Raw genomic sequence first — 18,720 nt, forward strand, 5'->3', positions numbered from 1 at the left:
AATAGCAGGGTGAGCTTGATGCCCTTTCCGATCGGGTATCGCAATTTCTTTATGTGCTGTTTTGTTGCCAATTGATAAATGAGGTCGGCAACCTCTTGGGGATCTCCGCTTTCTTCTCCGTTTTTTTGAACGTAGGAAAGGATCTTTTTATAGTATTGATGATAAGCTGAATCGTCAGCAGGCACCGACATAAAATTTGATAATGACGTTGACCAGATTGATGTCTTGTATGAGCCCGGCTCGATCAAAGCGGTTTCGATTCCGAACGGAAGCAGCTCGATACGCAGGCTTTCAGAAAAACCTTCCAATGCATGCTTAGAAGAAACATATGGTGACAGCGCTGGGAATCCGGTCAGTCCGCTGATGCTGCTCACGTTTATAATCTTTGCGCCGCCATGCTTTCTTATGTAAGGCAGCACGGTTTTTGTCACATGGATCACTCCGAAGACGTTCGTTTCAAATTGTTGTCTGAAATGTTCCATCGGCACATCCTCGACAAAACCTCCATAAGCCGTTCCGGCGTTGTTAACGAGTAAGTCGATCGGGGCGTAAGCACTAACGGCTTTTCCGAATGAGGCTATAGATTGTTCATCGGTGACATCGAGAGCTGTAATGAGAATGGAATCAGACACATTGTGTGCTGCAGCCAATTCCCGAAGCTGTTCCGCTTTTTCAGGCTGTCTTGATGTGGCTATCACGAAAAATGATCGGGCAAGCTTTACAGCTGCCAGCAGACCGAAGCCGCTGGACGCTCCTGTTACGATGGCTATTTTTTTATTCATCCTATACCTCCTATTAAACTGCTACAGCTATTGTACTATCCTGAACAGGAGATGACGCCTGTAAAAAGAAATTTTTATACAACAATTCAGAATTGTTCTATAATAGATGAAAGAAGGAAAGGGGTTTTGTGAAATGGCGTTGGAAGGGATAGGCCAAAGATGGGATCTTGATTCATTTTTTAAGGGCGGGAGCCAATCGGAAGAATTCAAAGGTTATATTGAGAAGCTGTCACAAAGTCTGCGTGCATTTCAAGACAGGACTGATGCGTTTCAGGTGCCTGAATCGCCTGAAGAGGCTGAAGGGCTGACCGCGTTGCTTGATTTATTCGAACAGACATCCGTCAAGCTTCAGCAGGCCGGCGCGTTTGTTGCCTGCCTTCAGGCCCAGAATATCAATGATCAAAAGGCTATAGAGCATCAGGCACTCATGAACCGGCTTTCCGCAGATTTTCAATCGTCGCTCGTTACATTAGATCATAAACTTGTGGACATTGATCAAGAAGTGTGGAATAGGTTGTTAACAAAACCGGGATTGCGCGATGTATCTTACATATTAAATGAAAGAAGACAGAGGGTTGCCGAAAAGCTTAGCCCCGGTAAAGAAAAACTGATCGGGAACTTTGCCGTGGACGGATATCACGCTTGGAGTGACTTATACAATATGGTTGTCGGGAAAATGACGATCCCGTATGAGGAAAACGGTGAAAACAAGCAATTGTCTGTCGGTCAGGCAGAGAATATGATGGACCATCAAGACCGTGCTGTCAGAAAAACAGTATATGAACGTTTCCGCCAAGCTTGGGAGAGCAAGCAAGATATTTTCAGCAGCACGCTGAATCATTTGGCGGGATTCCGGCTTGAAACCTATAAAGCGCGCTGCTGGGAGAATGTCCTGAAGGAACCGCTGCAAATTAACAGGATGAAAAAAGAAACACTTGATACGATGTGGCAGGTCATCACTGAAAACAAGAAGCCGTTCGTTCAGTTTTTGAACCGGAAAGCATCCATGCTCGGCCTTGAAAAACTCAGCTGGTACGATGTCGAGGCACCGATCGGTTCTGACGGAAAGGTCTATTCGTATGATGAAGCCGCAAATATCATTACCAGCCAGTTTTCAACGTTTGGCAAAAAGCTGTCCTCATTCACTGAAAAAGCGTTTCGGGACGGCTGGATTGAGGCGGAAGACAGGAGCGGAAAAAGAGTCGGCGGCTTTTGCACGAGCTTTCCTGACAGCGGGGAATCCCGGATTTTCATGACATTTTCGGGCAGCGCCTCAAATGTCTCTACCCTTGCGCATGAACTCGGGCACGCGTTCCATCAGGAAGCAATGCTCAACGTCAGGCCGTTAAACCGCTCCTACGCCATGAACGTTGCAGAAACAGCTTCAACGTTTGCAGAGATGATAGTGGCGGACGCGACTGTCCAGCAGGCCGAGACGAGGGAAGAGAAGCTTGTTCTTCTGGAGGATAAAGTGCAAAGAAGTGTTGCGTTCTTCATGAACATTCACGCAAGATTTCTATTCGAAACGAGATTCTACGAGGAACGAAAGCGGGGAGTGGTACCGGCCAGCCGCTTGAATGAGCTGATGGAAGAGGCACAAAGAGAGGCATACTGCAATGCGTTAGAAGAATATCATCCGCTTTTTTGGGCATCAAAACTTCACTTTCACATCACGAGGGTGCCGTTTTACAATTTCCCTTATACATTCGGCTACCTATTTTCTCTTGGCATTTACGCGCTGGCGCTTGAAGAAAAAAACGCATTCGAAGAGAAGTATATGGCGCTATTGCGAGATACGGCTTCTATGACAGTGGAGGATTTGGCGATGAAGCATTTGGGCGCTGACATCACGAAGCGCGATTTCTGGGAGAATGCCATCAAGCTGGCTGTGCGTGACGCCGAAACCTTTTTACAAATGACCGAATCTTAAAGAAAAAGCCGTGGTGTTAAATGCCACGGCTTTTTCAATTCTTCTCTGAATGAGGATTTCATTCTCTGGATATACCTAAAATAAATGGAATCCTACAGGGGGGAAACATATGCATTTGATCAGAGCAGCCGGGGCTGTATGTCTCGCAGTGGTTCTGATTGCGGGCTGCCGTTTCAATGAAGACCAGCATCAGGCAGAAGGAGAAAATACAGCCGTCACCCAGCTGAAGTCCGTTCCCTACAGTAATTTTTCGCTTCGTGTGAGCTACGGGGATGGTGAGCATAACCGTTATGAAGGAATCTATACAAAGAACGGGACTCAGGAAAAAGCGGAAATACAGGATAAGCTCTCCGGTGTCAATCAGGAAGGAGAAGAAGCGTTAGATGAGATGAAAATGATTTTGAGCGAGCTTTCCGTGACAGACCAAATGGCTGAAACAGAAGTGATACACAGTGTGCTGGCAGCATTTAATCTGGACAGTCATTATGATCATATCGATTTAAAATTGAAGCTGAAGGACGGCTCCATCAGAGAAATCAAGAAGTAATCTTGTGATAAAAAACCCATAAACGTCAATTATGTCCATAAAACTAATTGAAAATGATTTTCAAAGTCAGTGTTTTCTGCTACAATGAGGGATATATGACCATATCAAATGGCTGAATATCGGAATCATTTGCATTGATGACAATTGACTTAAAAGCATGTATATAGAAAACGTGCAATACATAGTGCTGCTAAAAAGCCAGCAAAAAGGAGCGGTTATGGGTATGAGTGCAATTTCTACAGAAACGCTGAGCTTAGGATACGGGGATGCCGTTATTATTGATGAGTTGAATTTAACAATTCCCAAAGGTGAAATTACCGTATTTATTGGCAGCAATGGCTGCGGAAAATCGACACTTTTACGTTCATTAGCGCGCCTGATGAAGCCGAGAGGCGGTTCAGTGCTGCTGGAAGGAAGAGCGATTGCCAAGCTTCCGACGAAGGAAGTCGCAAAAGAGCTCGCAATCCTGCCCCAAGGTCCTTCGGCTCCAGAGGGGCTGACGGTGCATCAGCTGGTGAAGCAAGGAAGATATCCTTACCAAAACTGGCTGAAGCAGTGGTCAAAAGAGGATGAGGAAGCAGTTGAAAGAGCGCTTAAAGCAACAAAGCTTGAGGACATGGCTGACCGTGCCGTTGATTCTTTGTCAGGCGGACAGCGCCAGCGGGCTTGGATCGCGATGACGCTTGCCCAGGAAACGGATATCATCCTTCTTGACGAGCCGACGACGTATTTAGACATGACGCATCAAATTGAAATTCTTGATTTGCTGTTTGAGCTGAATGAAAAGGAAGACCGGACGATTGTTATGGTTCTCCATGACTTAAACTTGGCGTGCCGCTATGCGCATCATCTTGTGGCCATAAAAGATAAACGGATTTATGCAGAAGGCCGTCCGGAAGAGGTCATCACTTGTGATCTTGTGCAAAATGTGTTTTCTATGAACTGTCAGGTTACACAGGACCCGCTCTTCGGAACGCCTCTTTGCATTCCTCATGGCAGGGGCAGATGCATTGTCCAGGAAGCGGCTTTCACATCACATGGATAAATAACGCAGCGAAGGAGCTTTCAATTGAGAAAGCTCCTTGCTGTTTTTTCGAAAGGAAGATGGAAAATGGAACAAAAACTTCAGGAGCAGCTTGATGGATTGCTGGAGAAGTATATTGAGCTTCTGCTTGGTGAAACAAACGATGAGCTAAAAGAAGAAGTGAAGCAATGGATTTTGTACACCCATATAGCCAAAAGCATGCCTCCGCTCGCTAAGCATTGGAATGCGACATACCCCGACGCGAAGCAGGGCATTAAAGAGATCATTCAGCATATTAAGGAATTAAATGAAGCGCATCGAAACAAACAATAGCCAAAAAGCAGTCTGTTCATTATAGCAGACTGCTTTTTTGTGATTCAGCCGTTTTAACTGGCGTAAAGGAATCCATAAAGGTTCTCAGCGCGCTGCTGATAAACGAATCTTTTCGAACAATAAACTCTGTTTTCATCTGGCTGAGCGCTTCAGGCAGCGGGTACAATCGAATTGATCCTTCTGCTTCATGTTTCTGCACAACCGTTCTTGGCAGCAACGAGATGCCAAGACCTGCTGTAACCCCGCCGATAATTGCTTCAAGCGTCCCAAATTCCATAATGACCGGCTGTGTGACACCGACGGAACGCAGCCATTTTTCAAGTGTTTCTCGATACGAACAGCCTGTGCTGTAAACGAGAATCGGCTTTGTGATGGCTTCCTCAACATCGGGCACGGAGGCAGCCGAAACAACTACTGGTTCTTCCTCAAACGCAGGATAGGATTCGAGCTCAGGATGATGGCATTCGCATCCGATAAACGCGCCATCCAATTCATAACGAAGAACTTTATCAAGGAGAAATTGCGTATGTCCTGTTGTTAAAGACAGCTGGACGTTTGGATGTTCTTCATAATAAGATGCCAGAAGCTTTGGAAGCCTTACCGCGGCGGTTGTCTGAGTGGAGCCGATCATAAGCGGCCCGCTTGGTTCTGCGGAGGATGAGAGCGCTTTAGACGCTTCATCAAGAAGGCCTATAATTTTATTTGCGTAGTCCAGCAGCAATTTTCCGCTTGCAGAAAGTGTCATGCCCCGATTATGGCGCAAAAACAGTGTGGTACCCAGCTCAGCTTCCAATTGTTGAATTCTGGCCGTGACATTCGATTGTACATAGCCAAGCTGCAGGGCTGCTTTCGTAATGCTCCCTTCACGAGCTACCATTTGAAACACACGTAAATCTCCGCTTTCCATTTTGAACTCCTCCGTTCGTTTACTATCAATCTGAGTGATATCTAGTATCTTTAACAATCATTATACGTAACATCAAAGCTGGATTACAATGGAATCAGAAATATACTTTAGTCAACAGCAAGGAGTGGCGGCAATGAATGTCTTGAACAAAATAGCTCTCGTAACGGGGGGCGGCACAGGAATCGGAAAAGCAGCCAGTATGGAATTGGCAAAGCGTGGGGCGATTGTGGCGGTGAATTATTCACGCTCGCAATCAGAAGCGGAGGAAACAGTGGAAATGATTCAAAAAGCTGGCGGGCAAGCCTTCGCCATCCAAGCAGATGTATCCAAAAACAGCGACGTGCAGGATATGATTCAAGCAATCGTGAACACACACGGCACGGTTGATATTTTAGTCAACAATGCCAGCATTACACGGCATATTCCAATGGATGATCTTGAGGCTGCGACAGAAGACGTCTGGGATGAGCTGTATGCCGTCAATGTGAAAGGGATGTTTTTCTGCGCGCGGGCAGTGGTTCCGTTCATGAAGAAAAGCAAGGACGGGGCGATCGTAAACGTCGGCAGCATCGCAGGGATAACTGGTGCCGGCTCATCAATGCCTTACGCAGTATCAAAATCAGCGGTGCACGGTTTAACGAAATCATTGGCCCACGCCTTAGCGCCTGAAATCAGAGTGAGCGGTGTAGCACCAGGAGCTGTGGCAACGAGATGGTGGGCCGGACGGGAAGAAAAAATGAAAAGCATGATCGGCTCTTTGCTGCTGCAGTGTATTGCTGAACCAGATGATGTTGCCAAATTGATTTGTTCACTAATTGAACAGGAATCACTCACAGGCCAAATTATCACAATTGACAGCGGACAGACGCTGTAAAGAAAGGGATGCGGGGAGATGCCATTTGTACAGATTCATTTACGGTCGGGAAGAAGCGAAGTGTGGCTTCAAAAACTGAGCAGGACTATCCACCAATCGATGATTGAAGAAATCAATGTGCCGGAAGATGACTATTTCCAAGTCATCAGACAATATGAAAAAAGCGAATTTTTTTATGATCCATTTTATCTCCAAGTCGAGCGTACTGATGAACTGATATACATTCATTTTACACTGAAACAGTCAAGAACAACTGAACAGAAAAAAGCACTTTACCGCTCAATCGCGAGCCGGATTCATTCCGAGCTTGGTGTAAGAAAAGAAGATGTGTTTATCATGCTGGCCGGAAATCAGGATGAGGATTGGTCTTTCGGAAATGGAAGAGCCCAGATGATTGAATAAAAAACCCCGCGGATTGATACCCGCGGGGTGCTCTATTAATGGGAAGGTGATTCAACGGCTTTTGCCGCCTTCTCTTTTTCTTGTTGGTCTTCCGCTTTCTTATTTGATAGCTTGATAGGTTTTAAGAACAAGGTGAATACGGCTCCGACTGCGATAAAGATCAGGCCCGTATAAAACACGCTGTGGAGCGAATCCATCAACGATGTTTTTAAAATCGGCACAATATGGGATGAGAAAGCCGCAGGGATTTGTTTGACCGCGTCCGGACTGAACAGTGATTGCAGCAGCCCTTGCGGATTTGTATCAATCATACCCTTTAGCTGGGCGGCAAACGAGCTTGCCTGTGCCGGAAGAGAGTCTAAATATGGAACCAATTTATCTGTTAATAGATTTCCTGATCTCGCATTCATTACGGCTCCCAGCATGGTAATGCCGAATGTTCCGCCGATAGAACGGAAGAATTGGCTGGATGAAGTGACAACTCCAAGCTCCTCCTTCGAAAAGCTTTCCTGTAAAGCCAATGTCAGAATCGGCATAACAAGACCCATTCCCAGACCAATAATCGCCATAAAAGATGTAGCGACAAGCTTGCTCGTGTCGAGATCCAATGTCGTTAACAGCAGGAATCCGCCGGCCATAACCAGCATGCCTGCAATGATTTGCGGTTTAATCCCGATTTTATAAACAAGCTGTCCGCCGATGATACTTGTAATAATCATAGAAATCATCATCGGTGTCATAATTGTACCCGATTCAGACGCACTTACACCGACAATTCCCTGCATAAAGAAAGGAACAAACGTAATGGCGCCAAACATACCGATACTCATAAAGAAGCCGATCAAGTTTAGAAATGTAAATGTTCTGTTTTTAAATAAATACATTGGCAGGATTGGCTCTTTTGCTTTTGATTCTACGATGATAAAGCTGACAATGCCGATCAGTGCGAGAGCGAACAACCCAAGAATCTGCCATGAATCCCATGCATAATCTTTTCCGCCAAAGCTTAAGGCGAGCAGGAGGCTGACCACACCGACAATCATTGTGAAAATACCAGCGATATCGAAGTTGATCGGACCAGTCTGCTGGCGTCCCTGTAATCCTCTGGCAATAAAAATAACCGCAATAATTCCGACTGGCAGGTTAATATAGAAAACCCATTTCCAGTTTAACGAGTCTACAATCCAGCCGCCGATTTGCGGCCCAATCACTGAAGCCAGCCCGTAAATTGCGCCAAAGACACCTTGGAATTTAGCACGCTGTTTTCCTGTGAATAAGTCACCGATAACAATCATCGCCATCGGCATCATGATGCCTCCGCCGATTCCCTGCAGTCCACGGAAGATAATCAATTCTGTCATGTTGTTGGCCATTCCGCATAAAGCAGAAGCGGCCATAAAAATAATCAAACCTGATACATAGACAATGCGGCGTCCCAATAAATCAGCCAGTTTACCGGCAATTGGAACAATGGTTGTTGATGTTAACAAATATGCAGTTGTCAGCCAGGTCATCATGCTCAAACCGCCCAGATCACCGACAATTTTCGGCATGGCCGTTCCGACAATGGTACCGTCAAGGGCTGAAAAAAACATGGCAATAATTAAGCCTGTTATTAATAACGTTCGTTTTGATTGTTTGCCTTCTTTACTCATTTTCATCCGTTTCCTCTTTTCATGTTTTGCTTTTCATCCGTTTCTGCTGCTTGTGCGAGCTTTGCTGTAATATGCGCCGCCTGCAGCATCTCCTCCTCCGTCAAAAAGGAAAGATAGCGCGCCATAATGGCCTTTCTGCCTGCCAGAATCTCCTCGAACTTTCTGTCTCCTTCGTCAGTAAGACTGAGATCAATCACTCGCCTGTCTTTTGTGTTGTGTGTTCTGGCGATAAGATTTTTTTGTTCAAGGCGATCTGCCATCAGCGTCACCGCGCTTGGCTTCACCTCCATACGCTCGGCAATTTCAGAAACTTTGAGGCTGCCGTGTTTCTTTAGGCTGGCCAGCACAAACAGCTGCGCTGGGGTGACACCTTGTTTCTCCATGCTTTCCAGCATTTCAGGCTGTATCTTTTGAAAGAGCGCCTGAAGCGATAATTGAATATCGGACATTAACTGATCCGCACTCTTCATATTCATTTCCCCTCTGTTACATACACTGTATATATATTTTAATGACAAAATAGTTAATGCTTATTAAATATAAATAAGCGTAAATGAAAAGTCAACTGATTTTAAACAAAAAAAGGATAGATGCCCTAAAGAACATCGTATCCTTTTTACTAATGTTGTTATTGCTGATAAGGAGACTGCTGCTGAATGGTCTGCTGGAATTTTTGATAGGACTGCTGCAGCTTTTGTGCATCCTCCGCTTCAACAGAATACCATCCATATTGGAACATGAGATCATATAGTTTTCTTTGCGCTTTTTGTGACTCATCAAAAATGGATTGAATATCCTGATAAAGAGACTCGTGGCTGAATTCGTGCAAAGCAGTGCAATAAGCTGTTGTCATGTATTTTTCGGTTGTCAGCAATTCGTTGACGAAATCTCTGTCATTCATTTCCGATGTTGTCGGTACAGGTGTCTGCGGGTTGCTGATTTTTTGATTTTGCTGATTCATTCTGGCGCCTCCTTATTGGATGTAGCCGGACTGCTGCTGGCCTGGCTGCAGGTGCTTTAATATTCTTTGATAGTGATCATGATGCATGTGTCCGACGCGGTCGAGTTCTTGCTTTAACGTTTGATCCTGGCACTGCTGCGCCATGAAATGCGCTTTTTTCATCGCGAGCAAATTCCAGTTCAGCATGTCATTGAGATACAAATGATCCTTTGTCGAAATAACGGAAGGCGGCATTTGAGATTGCTGCTGATTATCCATTGTGATCCTCCTTTGGTTTCTGTTCATTTTATAGTTTCCTTCAGACTGGGAGTTATATACAGGTGTTTTGAAGATGACGGCGGGAGGGAGTCGGATGTTGAGACATGTGTTTTTATTCTTATCTCAAAATAAAACACTTACCAAGTTCGCAAAAGCATACGGAACGCGGCTTGGAGCACGAAGGTTTGTCGCAGGGGATACGATTGAATCGGCGGTTAAGACCGTCAAAAGGCTAAACAGATCCGGTTTGTGTGCAACAATTGATTATTTAGGCGAGTATGCAGCTTCGGAAAAAGAAGCAAACCAAGTCGCAGAGGAATGCAAGAAAGCCATTCAAGCCATTGCCGAACATCAATTGGACTCAGAGCTTTCACTTAAGCTGACCTCAATCGGGCTCGATCTTTCAGAAGAACTTGCTCTTACTCATTTGCGCGCCATTCTTTCCGTTGCGAAGCAATATGATGTTGCTGTGACCATTGATATGGAAGACTATTCCCATTATGAACAGACACTTTCTATTTACAGGCAATGCAAACAGGAATTTGAGAAGCTCGGCACGGTCATTCAGGCGTATCTGTACCGGGCGGCAGAAGATATCAGAAAGATGCGGGACTTAAAGCCGAATCTCAGACTTGTAAAAGGCGCTTATAAAGAATCTGCGGCCGTAGCGTTTCCCGACAAAAGAGGAACGGACCTTCATTTTCAGAGCTTAATAAAGCTGCAGTTGTTAAGCGGGAACTACACGGCTGTCGCCACACATGACGATGACATCATTGCATTTACGAAACAGCTCGTCGCCGAACATCAAATCCCCGCATCGCAATTTGAGTTTCAAATGCTATACGGCATCAGGCCGGAGCGTCAGAAGGAACTCGCCAAGGAAGGCTACAGAATGCGTGTGTATGTCCCATATGGAACGGACTGGTTCAGCTACTTTATGAGAAGAATTGCCGAGCGGCCTGCCAATGCAGCGTTTGTGTTAAAAGGGATTTTGAAAAAGTGAAAGCAGCCGCGGAAAGCAGCTGCATTATGATTGTTCCATGTTATGTTTTTTATACTGCTGATTTTGACTTGTCCGTTTTCCGCCGCCGTAATGCTGAGTCGGACCGGCATCTCCCTTTACGCTCGCCGCGCTGACTGCAGCTGAAGACGGATTTTTTTTCTCTCGTACCATTCCCTTCACCTCCGGGCTTAAGTTGCCCGACTTTTATAGGCTTCATACAAAAAAATAACAAATTAGCTATTGAAGTCGAACCGGAAATCTTTTAAGATGAAAGAAGAAACGGGTTTCATTTTTTTTAGTCAAAAAATGAATGACTATTCATTCAATGTTCAAGGGGGATATCTCATGCACAAACACATTCGGAAGGCAGCCGTTTTAGGATCGGGGGTAATGGGTTCCGGGATAGCGGCGCATTTGGCTAACATCGGAATTCCTGTCCTGCTGCTAGATATTGTGCCGAACGATTTGACAAAGGAAGAGGAAAAAAAGGGGCTGACGAAGGACAGTCCGGAGGTGCGCAGCAGGCTGAGCCGGCAGGCGATGAAAAAACTGCTGAAACAAAAGCCCGCTCCCCTCACATCAGCGAAAAATACCTCCTATATTACACCGGGCAATCTGGAGGATGATGCAGAAAAACTGAAAGAAGCAGATTGGATTATTGAGGTCGTTGTCGAAAACCTTGAAGTCAAAAAGAAAATTTTCGCTCTTGTGGATGAACATCGAAAGACTGGAAGCATCGTCTCAAGCAACACATCCGGCATATCAGTGCAGGAAATGGCTGAAGGCCGGTCGGATGATTTTAAAGCCCATTTTCTCGGAACGCATTTTTTTAATCCCGCACGCTATTTAAAGCTGCTGGAGATCATTCCGATTAAGGAAACGGATCCTGATATTTTAAAGTTTATGACAGCTTTCGGAGAAAATGTCCTCGGGAAAGGCGTTGTTACAGCAAAGGACACACCGAACTTTATCGCAAACCGCATCGGGACGTACGGGCTTCTCGTGACAGTCCAAGAAATGCTGAAAGGCGGCTATCAGGTCGGGGAGGTTGATTCGATCACAGGACCGCTGATCGGCAGGCCGAAAAGCGCTACCTTTAGAACGCTTGATGTGGTCGGCCTCGATACATTCGCCCACGTTGCCCGAAATGTGTATGACAAAGCTGATGGCGATGAAAAAGAAGTGTTTCGCCTTCCAAGCTTCATGAACGATATGCTGGAAAAAGGGTGGATCGGAAGTAAGGCCGGCCAAGGCTTTTATAAAAAAGAAGGAAAAACGATTTATGAGCTTGACCCAGTGACGCTTACTTACGGCGAGCGGACAAAAATGAAATCACCGGCACTTGAAGCGGCAAAACAGGCAAAAGGGACAAAAGCCAAAATGAAAGCGCTTATTTATTCGGATGACAGGGCCGGCCGATTGCTGTGGAATATCACATCTCAAACCCTGCTTTACTCAGCCGAGCTGCTTGGCGAGATTGCCGATGATATTCATGCGATTGACCAAGCCATGAAGTGGGGATTCGGCTGGGAACTGGGACCTTTTGAGATGTGGGACGCCATCGGCCTCAAGCAGTCAGCGGAAAAGCTTGAGCAGCTTGGAGCAGATATGCCTGGCTGGATAAAAGAGATGCTGGACAAAGGAAATGAAACCTTCTACATCAAAGAGAACGGAACGGTATTTTATTATGACCGCGGCGAATACAGAGCCGTGAAAGAAAATAAAAAACGAATTCATTTACAAGCACTTAAAGAAACAAAAGGCGTGATTGCGAAAAACAGCGGAGCAAGCTTAATTGACCTTGGAGATGATGTGGCCCTTCTTGAATTTCATTCGAAAAGCAATGCGATCGGCCTCGATATCATTCAAATGATCCACAAAGGATTAGAGGAAACAGAACGGAATTACAAGGGGCTTGTCATCGGCAATCAAGGGAAAAATTTCTGCGTCGGCGCGAATCTCGCCATGATCTTAATGGAAGTCCAAGACGACAACTTTTTGGAAGTTGATTTTGTGATACGCCGTTTTCAGGAGACGATGATGAAAATCAAATACAGTGCGAAACCGGTCGTCGCCGCGCCATTTGGCATGACGCTCGGCGGAGGAACGGAAGTATGCCTGCCGGCGGCGCGTACTCAAGCGGCAAGCGAAGCCTATATGGGACTTGTGGAATCCGGTGTCGGCCTCATCCCTGGCGGAGGGGGAAACAAAGAGCTGTACATCAATCATCTACGCCGTGGCCTTGATCCGATGAATGCGGCAATGAAAACATTTGAAACGATTGCGATGGCGAAAGTGTCCGCTTCCGCTCAAGAGGCTCGTGAGATGAACATCTTAAAAGAAACGGATCACATCAGCGTGAATCAAGACCACCTGTTATACGATGCGAAGCAGCTGGCCGCATCTTTATACGATACTGGCTGGCGGCCGCCTGTAAAAGAAAAGGTCAAGGTGCCGGGAGAAACCGGTTATGCGGCACTCTTGCTTGGCGCTGAGCAGATGAAGCTGTCCGGCTATATATCTGAGCATGATTTCAAGATCGCGAAAAAACTCGCTTATGTCATTGCGGGCGGAAAAGTGCCGTTTGGTACAGAGGTTGATGAAGAGTATTTATTGGAGATCGAAAGAGAAGCGTTTTTGAGTTTGGCAGGAGAAGCAAAATCTCAAGCGAGAATGCAGCATATGCTTGTGAAAGGTAAACCTTTACGGAATTAGGAGGGAGCTTATGAAAGAGGCAGTCATTGTGTCAGGTGCAAGAACACCGGTTGGAAAAGCAAAAAAAGGTTCGTTGGCCACCGTTCGCCCGGATGATTTGGGAGCGATTTGTGTAAAAGAGACACTGAAACGGGCAGGCGGTTACGAAGGCAATATTGACGATTTGATTATTGGCTGTGCAACGCCTGAAGCGGAGCAGGGGCTTAATATGGCGAGAAATATCGGTGCGCTCGCGGGCCTGCCGTACACGGTTCCGGCGATTACAGTTAACCGTTATTGCTCTTCAGGCCTTCAGTCTATTGCATATGCAGCAGAAAAAATTATGCTGGGCGCCTACGATACAGCGATCGCCGGCGGAGCAGAATCCATGTCGCAAGTTCCGATGATGGGGCATGTTACCCGTCCGAACCTTGCTTTGGCAGAAAAGGCACCGGAATATTATATGAGCATGGGCCACACAGCCGAGCAAGTCGCGAAAAAATACGGCGTCTCCCGTGAGGATCAAGACGCGTTTGCCGTTCGCAGCCACCAAAACGCCGCTAAAGCCCTTGCAGAAGGAAAATTTAAAGATGAAATTGTACCCGTAGAAGTGACGGTGACAGAAATCGGAGAAGACCATAAGCCTATGGAAAAACAGTTTGTGTTTTCTCAGGATGAAGGTGTTCGCCCGCAAACGACTGCAGACATCTTATCGACATTGCGCCCGGCCTTTTCCGTTGACGGGACGGTGACTGCGGGCAATTCCTCGCAGACAAGTGACGGAGCGGCGGCTGTCATGCTGATGGACCGGGAAAAAGCCGATGCTCTTGGCCTGGCGCCGCTTGTGAAATTCCGCTCCTTTGCAGTAGGCGGCGTGCCGCCGGAAGTCATGGGAATCGGACCGGTGGAAGCGATTCCGCGCGCTTTGAAGCTTGCCGGACTTCAGCTGCAGGACATCGGCTTGTTTGAACTGAATGAAGCTTTTGCCTCACAGGCCATTCAAGTCATCAGGGAATTGGGAATTGATGAAGAAAAAGTGAATGTCAACGGGGGCGCAATCGCGCTTGGACACCCGCTTGGCTGTACGGGCACAAAGCTTACACTCTCACTCATCCATGAAATGAAACGGAGAAACGAGCAATTTGGAGTCGTGACCATGTGTATCGGCGGCGGAATGGGAGCGGCCGGTGTATTTGAATTATGCTAAAGGGGGAAAAACAAATGGCAAAAAAAGCGGCTGACGTACAAAAAGGCGGCGGATTTTTAATCGAGGATGTCACATACGATCAAATGTATACACCGGAGGATTTCACTGACGAGCATAAAATGATTGCGAAAACAACAGAGGATTACATCGAGCAAGATGTTCTCCCTCATATAGATGATATCGAAAACCATCAATTCGAGCATTCTGTCAGATTGTTGAAGAAAGCGGGCGAACTAGGGCTGCTTGGCGCCGATGTGCCGGAAGAATACGGCGGGCTCGGCCTAGATAAAATCAGCTCGGCACTCATCACTGAGAAATTTTCGCGTGCGGGAAGCTTTTCTCTTTCTTATGGCGCGCATGTCGGTATCGGTTCCTTGCCGATCGTCTTTTTCGGATCAGAAGAACAAAAGAAAAAATATTTGCCTGGACTCGCTTCAGGCGAAAAGATCGCCGCTTATGCTCTGACTGAGCCTGGCTCTGGGTCTGATGCACTTGGAGCAAAAACAACAGCTGTGCTGAATGAAGCAGGAACCCATTATGTATTAACAGGGGAAAAACAGTGGATTACCAACTCTGCTTTTGCCGATGTATTTGTAGTTTACGCCAAGATAGACGGCGACAAGTTTTCAGCCTTTATTGTAGAAAAAGAGTTCCCGGGTGTCTCCACGGGACCGGAAGAAAAGAAAATGGGAATCAAGGGATCATCGACAAGAACCCTCATTCTGGATCAAGCTGAAGTGCCAAAGGAAAACCTGCTCGGAGAAATCGGCAAAGGGCATGTCATCGCCTTTAATATTTTAAACATCGGCCGTTACAAACTGGCGGTTGGCACAATCGGCGCATCTAAACGCGTCATCGAGCTGTCTGCGGCATACGCAAATCAGCGCCGCCAATTTAAAACGCCGATTGCTGGTTTTTCATTGACACAGGAAAAAATCGGGACAATGGCCTCAAGGCTGTATGCGATGGAAAGCTCTGTATACAGAACCGTCGGGCTGTTTGAAGACAATATGAGCCAGTTCACGGCCGAAGATCTCAAGGACGGCCGGCAAATCGCCAAATCGATTGCGGAATACGCCATCGAATGCTCTCTGAATAAGGTATTCGGCTCTGAAACGCTTGATTATATCGTTGATGAAGGCGTGCAGATTCATGGAGGCTACGGCTTTATGCAGGAGTACGAAGTAGAAAGGGCCTATAGGGATTCAAGGATCAATCGGATTTTTGAAGGCACAAACGAAATCAACCGGTTAATCGTGCCAAGCACCTTCCTGAAAAAAGCGCTTAAAGGCGAGCTGCCTTTATTCGAAAAAGCACAGTCGCTGCAGGAAGAACTCATGATGCTTATGCCTGAAGAGCCTGGAAGCGGCGTCTTAGAGCAGGAGAAATATATCGTCAAGCAAGCCAAAAAAATTGCGTTGTTTGCTGCCGGCCTAGCCGCGCAAAAATACGGAAAAGCGATCGATCGTGAGCAAGAAATTCTCGTGAACGTAGCGGATATCGTCAGCAATGTATACGCAATGGAATCAGCCGTACTCAGAACGGAAAAGGCCATTGCCGCACAAGGCGCTGAAAAAGCAGCGCAAAAGGTGCTGTACACAGAAATTTTCGTTCAAGAGGCCTTTAACGAAATTGAAGCGCATGCGAAGGAATCCCTTATTGCAATGGAAGAAGGAGATTCACTCCGCATGATGCTTTCCGCTCTGCGCAAGCTGACGCGCGTAACGCCTAAAAACGTGATTCAGAAAAAACGCGAGGCGGCGGCAGGCATTTTTGAGGCTGAGAAATATATTGTCTGATTGGCCATGAGCTCCGCATGCGCGGAGCTCTTTTTTTAGAAGCACCGTTTTAGGTTTTTAAAACAAACTGTGTTAAAATAACCTCGATTATTTTATTGAGGGGGAAGAAGATGTCGTTAACTTTTTACTGGTACCCTAAATGCGGAACGTGCCGCAAAGCAAAGAAGTGGCTTGAAGAGCATGGGAAAGAAATAAACGAAATACATATTGCTGAGCAGCCGCCAAGCAAAGAAGAATTAAAAGCGCTTTATGAAAAAAGCGGGCTGGATCTTAAGAAATTTTTTAACACGAGCGGCATGAAATACCGCGAGCTCAATCTCAAGGAAAAGCTGTATCACATGTCAGAGGACGAACAGCTCGAACTGCTGGCTTCAGATGGTATGCTAATTAAACGCCCGCTTACAACAGACGGCGAAAAAGTGACTGTCGGATTTAAAGAAGACCAATTTGAAGAAAACTGGGCTTAATGTAAATTTTTTTTGAAAAGTGTGGTATCTTCTTATTGTAGTGCTGTAAAAAATGGAGGGATTCAATTGAGCATACCAAAAGATTTGCGTTACTCAGGAGAACACGAGTGGGTAAAAGTTGAAGGAGAAAAAGCCAGAATCGGAATTACGCATTTTGCCCAGTCCGAACTAGGCGACATCGTGTTTGTCGAACTTCCTGAAGTGGGCGCTGAAATCAAAGCGGACGAGCCATTCGGCAGTGTTGAATCCGTTAAAACGGTATCTGAGCTTTATGCACCGATTAACGGAACGGTTGTGGAAGTAAACGAAGATCTTGATGACAGTCCGGAATTCGTCAACGAATCTCCGTACGAAAAAGCATGGATGATCGTCGTTGAGCCATCTGACGCTTCTGAAATTGAAAAACTGATGACAGCAGAGCAATACGAAGAGATGACACAAGAAGACTAAAACAGGATAGCCGTAAAAGCAATTGGACACGCTAACGTTATGGGAGGTGTCCAATATGGCTTTCGACAAACAAAAGCTCGATGTCACCAATGACGTGACAGGCCGCTTTCAAAATGGCCGGCTCTCGTTATATCATGATAATGAGATGATCGGCCAAATGACAAGCATGAATGAATATGAGCTTAAGTCCGGTTATTCCTTTGAAAATGAGAAATTTTATAAGACAGCCGATGTGGTCTCTGGAGACAACGCAAAATATGTAGATTGTGACTACGAAAACGGCTGGTGTTAATGTTGGCGGTGAATTTCACTGCCTTCTTTTACAATCTGAACGTTTCAAATTTGACGCGGCAGGTGAACAAGATGAAGATGGATGAGCTGGAAAAGGTTATGATTGTTGAGGGGAAATCAGATAAAGAGAAAATCGAAAGCGTCCTGAATGAACCGGTGCGCATTATCTGCACAAACGGAACAATCAGCCAGCTGAAGCTTGAGGAATTGGCTGACGAGCTTTATGATAAAGACGTCTATATATTAGTTGATGCTGATGAATCAGGTGAGAAATTGAGAAAACAGCTGAAGCGTGAATTTAATGAAGCCTGCCATCTCCATATCGACAGAGCCTATAAGGAAGTAGCGGCTGCACCCAGGCACCATGTCGCCTCTGTATTGCTGCGTGCGAATCTGAATGTCCATACTATTTTTCTTGAAAGAAAGTCCCGAGGTGTATAGCATGAAAGAACTCCAAGAACACGAACTTGATCACATTGAAGATGATGTGTACCTTCTATATTTATATACTCCGTTTTGCGGCACCTGCCAGCTTGCAAGCAAAATGCTGACAGTGGTGAAAGAAATGCTGCCGGATGTCGCCTTCTATCAAAACAATGTCAATTACTCTCCGACATTCGCAAAAGCGTATCAAATTGAAAGCGTCCCTTGTTTTCTGCTGTTTAAAGGCGGAAAGATGGTCGAAAGAGGATATGCATTTCATTCCGTTTCTTATTTATATGAGCTGATCAAACAAAAATCATCTTCCGCATCCCATTTATGACATATTTCTCAGCAAATCCAATGAAATTGTCGTTCGTTTTATAAAGGGGTTCTTGCGACAAAGAGAGAAATGTGTATGTATGACCAACAAATAGGAGGTTGTACATATGGAGAAAGCGGAAGTTTTAGAGGATGAGTATCAGCATCTGTTTTTAAAACCCCTTTTGAATGCCTCAACATTGCTCATTACCTTCCAAGGAGAAGCAGAAGCCTTAACCGTCTCAATAAACGAACAGGGAGAAATGAAAAAAGTTTCTCCGCCCCAAACGTCCAACCTGACCTTTTACGGAAACCAAACGGAAATTATTGATTTATTGCACGGAGACATTTCCCTTCAGCACCTGATTCAGAGCGGAAGCCTCAAAGTAAAGGGG

Annotated in this window: 23 protein-coding genes; 16 read left to right on the forward strand and 7 right to left on the reverse strand. The window is 45.9% G+C overall.

The annotated features are described in order from the left end of the window. The coding region (locus RAC86_RS20475; RefSeq protein ID WP_377885991.1) for an oxidoreductase at positions 1 to 782 on the reverse strand (782 nt) is incomplete at its 3' end. A 133-nt stretch (positions 783 to 915) separates the two neighbouring features. On the opposite strand from RAC86_RS20475, the gene RAC86_RS20480 reads away from it, so the two are divergent. From RAC86_RS20480 to RAC86_RS20495, 4 genes are all read left to right on the forward strand, one after another. After that, positions 916 to 2,712, forward strand: a complete 1,797-nt coding sequence (locus RAC86_RS20480; protein ID WP_377885992.1) for a M3 family oligoendopeptidase — start codon at positions 916 to 918, stop codon at positions 2,710 to 2,712. Positions 2,713 to 2,821: 109 nt separating this feature from the next. Beyond that, complete coding sequence (locus tag RAC86_RS20485) at positions 2,822 to 3,259, forward strand: YusW family protein (protein ID WP_003228545.1); 438 nt, start codon at positions 2,822 to 2,824, stop codon at positions 3,257 to 3,259. A gap of 217 nt (positions 3,260 to 3,476) precedes the next feature. After that, on the forward strand, positions 3,477 to 4,304 hold the full coding sequence (locus tag RAC86_RS20490) for an ABC transporter ATP-binding protein (protein ID WP_010886609.1): 828 nt from the start codon (positions 3,477 to 3,479) through the stop codon (positions 4,302 to 4,304). 24 nt (positions 4,305 to 4,328) lie between these two features. Further along, a complete protein-coding gene (locus RAC86_RS20495; RefSeq protein WP_377885993.1) occupies positions 4,329 to 4,616 on the forward strand; it encodes a YusU family protein in 288 nt (95 codons plus the stop codon). A gap of 19 nt (positions 4,617 to 4,635) precedes the next feature. Here the strand turns inward: RAC86_RS20495 and RAC86_RS20500 are convergent, their stop codons facing one another. After that, the gene (locus tag RAC86_RS20500; protein WP_173614299.1) at positions 4,636 to 5,523 is read right to left on the reverse strand and encodes a LysR family transcriptional regulator; all 888 of its coding nucleotides are present in this window, start codon (positions 5,521 to 5,523) and stop codon (positions 4,636 to 4,638) included. 133 nt (positions 5,524 to 5,656) lie between these two features. Between RAC86_RS20500 and RAC86_RS20505 the strand changes: the two genes are divergently transcribed. Further along, positions 5,657 to 6,397, forward strand: a complete 741-nt coding sequence (locus RAC86_RS20505) for an SDR family NAD(P)-dependent oxidoreductase (RefSeq protein ID WP_019712948.1) — start codon at positions 5,657 to 5,659, stop codon at positions 6,395 to 6,397. Positions 6,398 to 6,415: 18 nt separating this feature from the next. Further along, positions 6,416 to 6,799: a tautomerase family protein gene (locus RAC86_RS20510; RefSeq protein ID WP_009968136.1), complete on the forward strand. Its 384-nt coding sequence runs from the start codon at positions 6,416 to 6,418 to the stop codon at positions 6,797 to 6,799. A gap of 35 nt (positions 6,800 to 6,834) precedes the next feature. Here RAC86_RS20510 and mdtP read toward each other — a convergent pair whose 3' ends face one another. The 4 genes from mdtP to RAC86_RS20530 form a co-directional block, all read right to left on the reverse strand. Continuing rightward, a complete protein-coding gene (gene mdtP / locus RAC86_RS20515; protein WP_021480565.1) occupies positions 6,835 to 8,460 on the reverse strand; it encodes a multidrug efflux MFS transporter MdtP in 1,626 nt (541 codons plus the stop codon). Then, positions 8,457 to 8,924 (reverse strand): MarR family transcriptional regulator MdtR, encoded by a 468-nt coding sequence (gene mdtR, locus RAC86_RS20520; protein ID WP_192858003.1) that lies wholly within the window; start codon positions 8,922 to 8,924, stop codon positions 8,457 to 8,459. Before mdtR ends, mdtP begins: the two co-directional genes overlap by 4 nt. 158 nt (positions 8,925 to 9,082) lie before the next feature. Then, positions 9,083 to 9,415, reverse strand: coding sequence for a spore coat protein (locus RAC86_RS20525; RefSeq protein WP_003222766.1), 333 nt, complete (start codon positions 9,413 to 9,415; stop codon positions 9,083 to 9,085). Between the two features lie 12 nt (positions 9,416 to 9,427). Then, positions 9,428 to 9,673 (reverse strand): hypothetical protein, encoded by a 246-nt coding sequence (locus RAC86_RS20530; protein WP_003228567.1) that lies wholly within the window; start codon positions 9,671 to 9,673, stop codon positions 9,428 to 9,430. A gap of 94 nt (positions 9,674 to 9,767) precedes the next feature. Between RAC86_RS20530 and RAC86_RS20535 the strand changes: the two genes are divergently transcribed. Further along, positions 9,768 to 10,676: a proline dehydrogenase family protein gene (locus RAC86_RS20535; protein ID WP_032722491.1), complete on the forward strand. Its 909-nt coding sequence runs from the start codon at positions 9,768 to 9,770 to the stop codon at positions 10,674 to 10,676. A 24-nt stretch (positions 10,677 to 10,700) separates the two neighbouring features. Here the strand turns inward: RAC86_RS20535 and RAC86_RS20540 are convergent, their stop codons facing one another. After that, the gene (locus RAC86_RS20540; RefSeq protein WP_003240817.1) at positions 10,701 to 10,847 is read right to left on the reverse strand and encodes a YuzL family protein; all 147 of its coding nucleotides are present in this window, start codon (positions 10,845 to 10,847) and stop codon (positions 10,701 to 10,703) included. A 174-nt stretch (positions 10,848 to 11,021) separates the two neighbouring features. Here RAC86_RS20540 and RAC86_RS20545 point away from each other — a divergent pair, with 174 nt between their 5' ends. From RAC86_RS20545 to RAC86_RS20585, 9 genes are all read left to right on the forward strand, one after another. Further along, positions 11,022 to 13,391, forward strand: a complete 2,370-nt coding sequence (locus RAC86_RS20545) for a 3-hydroxyacyl-CoA dehydrogenase/enoyl-CoA hydratase family protein (protein ID WP_377885994.1) — start codon at positions 11,022 to 11,024, stop codon at positions 13,389 to 13,391. 10 nt (positions 13,392 to 13,401) lie between these two features. Next, positions 13,402 to 14,577, forward strand: a complete 1,176-nt coding sequence (locus RAC86_RS20550; protein WP_003228574.1) for an acetyl-CoA C-acetyltransferase — start codon at positions 13,402 to 13,404, stop codon at positions 14,575 to 14,577. Between the two features lie 14 nt (positions 14,578 to 14,591). Next, complete coding sequence (fadE, locus tag RAC86_RS20555) at positions 14,592 to 16,376, forward strand: acyl-CoA dehydrogenase FadE (RefSeq protein ID WP_377885995.1); 1,785 nt, start codon at positions 14,592 to 14,594, stop codon at positions 16,374 to 16,376. A 110-nt stretch (positions 16,377 to 16,486) separates the two neighbouring features. Next, positions 16,487 to 16,843 carry an arsenate reductase family protein gene (locus RAC86_RS20560; RefSeq protein ID WP_003222779.1) on the forward strand — a complete coding sequence of 119 codons (357 nt, stop codon included), beginning with the start codon at positions 16,487 to 16,489 and terminating at the stop codon, positions 16,841 to 16,843. Positions 16,844 to 16,909: 66 nt separating this feature from the next. Further along, complete coding sequence (gene gcvH / locus RAC86_RS20565) at positions 16,910 to 17,293, forward strand: glycine cleavage system protein GcvH (protein WP_003222781.1); 384 nt, start codon at positions 16,910 to 16,912, stop codon at positions 17,291 to 17,293. Between the two features lie 55 nt (positions 17,294 to 17,348). Next, complete coding sequence (locus RAC86_RS20570) at positions 17,349 to 17,585, forward strand: YusG family protein (RefSeq protein ID WP_124059057.1); 237 nt, start codon at positions 17,349 to 17,351, stop codon at positions 17,583 to 17,585. A 77-nt stretch (positions 17,586 to 17,662) separates the two neighbouring features. Next, positions 17,663 to 18,025: a toprim domain-containing protein gene (locus tag RAC86_RS20575; RefSeq protein ID WP_041521423.1), complete on the forward strand. Its 363-nt coding sequence runs from the start codon at positions 17,663 to 17,665 to the stop codon at positions 18,023 to 18,025. 1 nt (position 18,026) lies between these two features. After that, positions 18,027 to 18,347 (forward strand): thioredoxin family protein, encoded by a 321-nt coding sequence (locus RAC86_RS20580; protein ID WP_003228585.1) that lies wholly within the window; start codon positions 18,027 to 18,029, stop codon positions 18,345 to 18,347. Positions 18,348 to 18,453: 106 nt separating this feature from the next. Next, positions 18,454 to 18,720 (forward strand): SCP2 sterol-binding domain-containing protein (locus tag RAC86_RS20585; RefSeq protein ID WP_332604043.1); only part of this gene is annotated, 267 nt, incomplete at its 3' end.

This window comes from Bacillus sp. LR_5 (genome assembly GCF_042709275.1).

Excerpts from the sequence above, each read along its gene's own strand:
- RAC86_RS20510 (WP_009968136.1), top strand. The coding sequence starts at position 6,416 with ATGCCATTTGTACAGATTCATTTACGGTCGGGAAGAAGCGAAGTGTGG.
- RAC86_RS20570 (WP_124059057.1), top strand. The coding sequence starts at position 17,349 with ATGGCTTTCGACAAACAAAAGCTCGATGTCACCAATGACGTGACAGGC.
- RAC86_RS20505 (WP_019712948.1), top strand. The coding sequence starts at position 5,657 with ATGAATGTCTTGAACAAAATAGCTCTCGTAACGGGGGGCGGCACAGGA.
- RAC86_RS20485 (WP_003228545.1), top strand. The coding sequence starts at position 2,822 with ATGCATTTGATCAGAGCAGCCGGGGCTGTATGTCTCGCAGTGGTTCTG.
- RAC86_RS20530 (WP_003228567.1), bottom strand. The coding sequence starts at position 9,673 with ATGGATAATCAGCAGCAATCTCAAATGCCGCCTTCCGTTATTTCGACA.
- RAC86_RS20525 (WP_003222766.1), bottom strand. The coding sequence starts at position 9,415 with ATGAATCAGCAAAATCAAAAAATCAGCAACCCGCAGACACCTGTACCG.
- RAC86_RS20490 (WP_010886609.1), top strand. The coding sequence starts at position 3,477 with ATGGGTATGAGTGCAATTTCTACAGAAACGCTGAGCTTAGGATACGGG.
- RAC86_RS20560 (WP_003222779.1), top strand. The coding sequence starts at position 16,487 with ATGTCGTTAACTTTTTACTGGTACCCTAAATGCGGAACGTGCCGCAAA.
- fadE (WP_377885995.1), top strand. The coding sequence starts at position 14,592 with ATGGCAAAAAAAGCGGCTGACGTACAAAAAGGCGGCGGATTTTTAATC.
- mdtP (WP_021480565.1), bottom strand. The coding sequence starts at position 8,460 with ATGAAAATGAGTAAAGAAGGCAAACAATCAAAACGAACGTTATTAATA.
- RAC86_RS20500 (WP_173614299.1), bottom strand. The coding sequence starts at position 5,523 with ATGGAAAGCGGAGATTTACGTGTGTTTCAAATGGTAGCTCGTGAAGGG.
- RAC86_RS20580 (WP_003228585.1), top strand. The coding sequence starts at position 18,027 with ATGAAAGAACTCCAAGAACACGAACTTGATCACATTGAAGATGATGTG.
- RAC86_RS20550 (WP_003228574.1), top strand. The coding sequence starts at position 13,402 with ATGAAAGAGGCAGTCATTGTGTCAGGTGCAAGAACACCGGTTGGAAAA.
- RAC86_RS20535 (WP_032722491.1), top strand. The coding sequence starts at position 9,768 with ATGTTGAGACATGTGTTTTTATTCTTATCTCAAAATAAAACACTTACC.
- RAC86_RS20545 (WP_377885994.1), top strand. The coding sequence starts at position 11,022 with ATGCACAAACACATTCGGAAGGCAGCCGTTTTAGGATCGGGGGTAATG.
- mdtR (WP_192858003.1), bottom strand. The coding sequence starts at position 8,924 with ATGAAGAGTGCGGATCAGTTAATGTCCGATATTCAATTATCGCTTCAG.
- RAC86_RS20540 (WP_003240817.1), bottom strand. The coding sequence starts at position 10,847 with ATGGTACGAGAGAAAAAAAATCCGTCTTCAGCTGCAGTCAGCGCGGCG.
- RAC86_RS20575 (WP_041521423.1), top strand. The coding sequence starts at position 17,663 with ATGGATGAGCTGGAAAAGGTTATGATTGTTGAGGGGAAATCAGATAAA.
- RAC86_RS20480 (WP_377885992.1), top strand. The coding sequence starts at position 916 with ATGGCGTTGGAAGGGATAGGCCAAAGATGGGATCTTGATTCATTTTTT.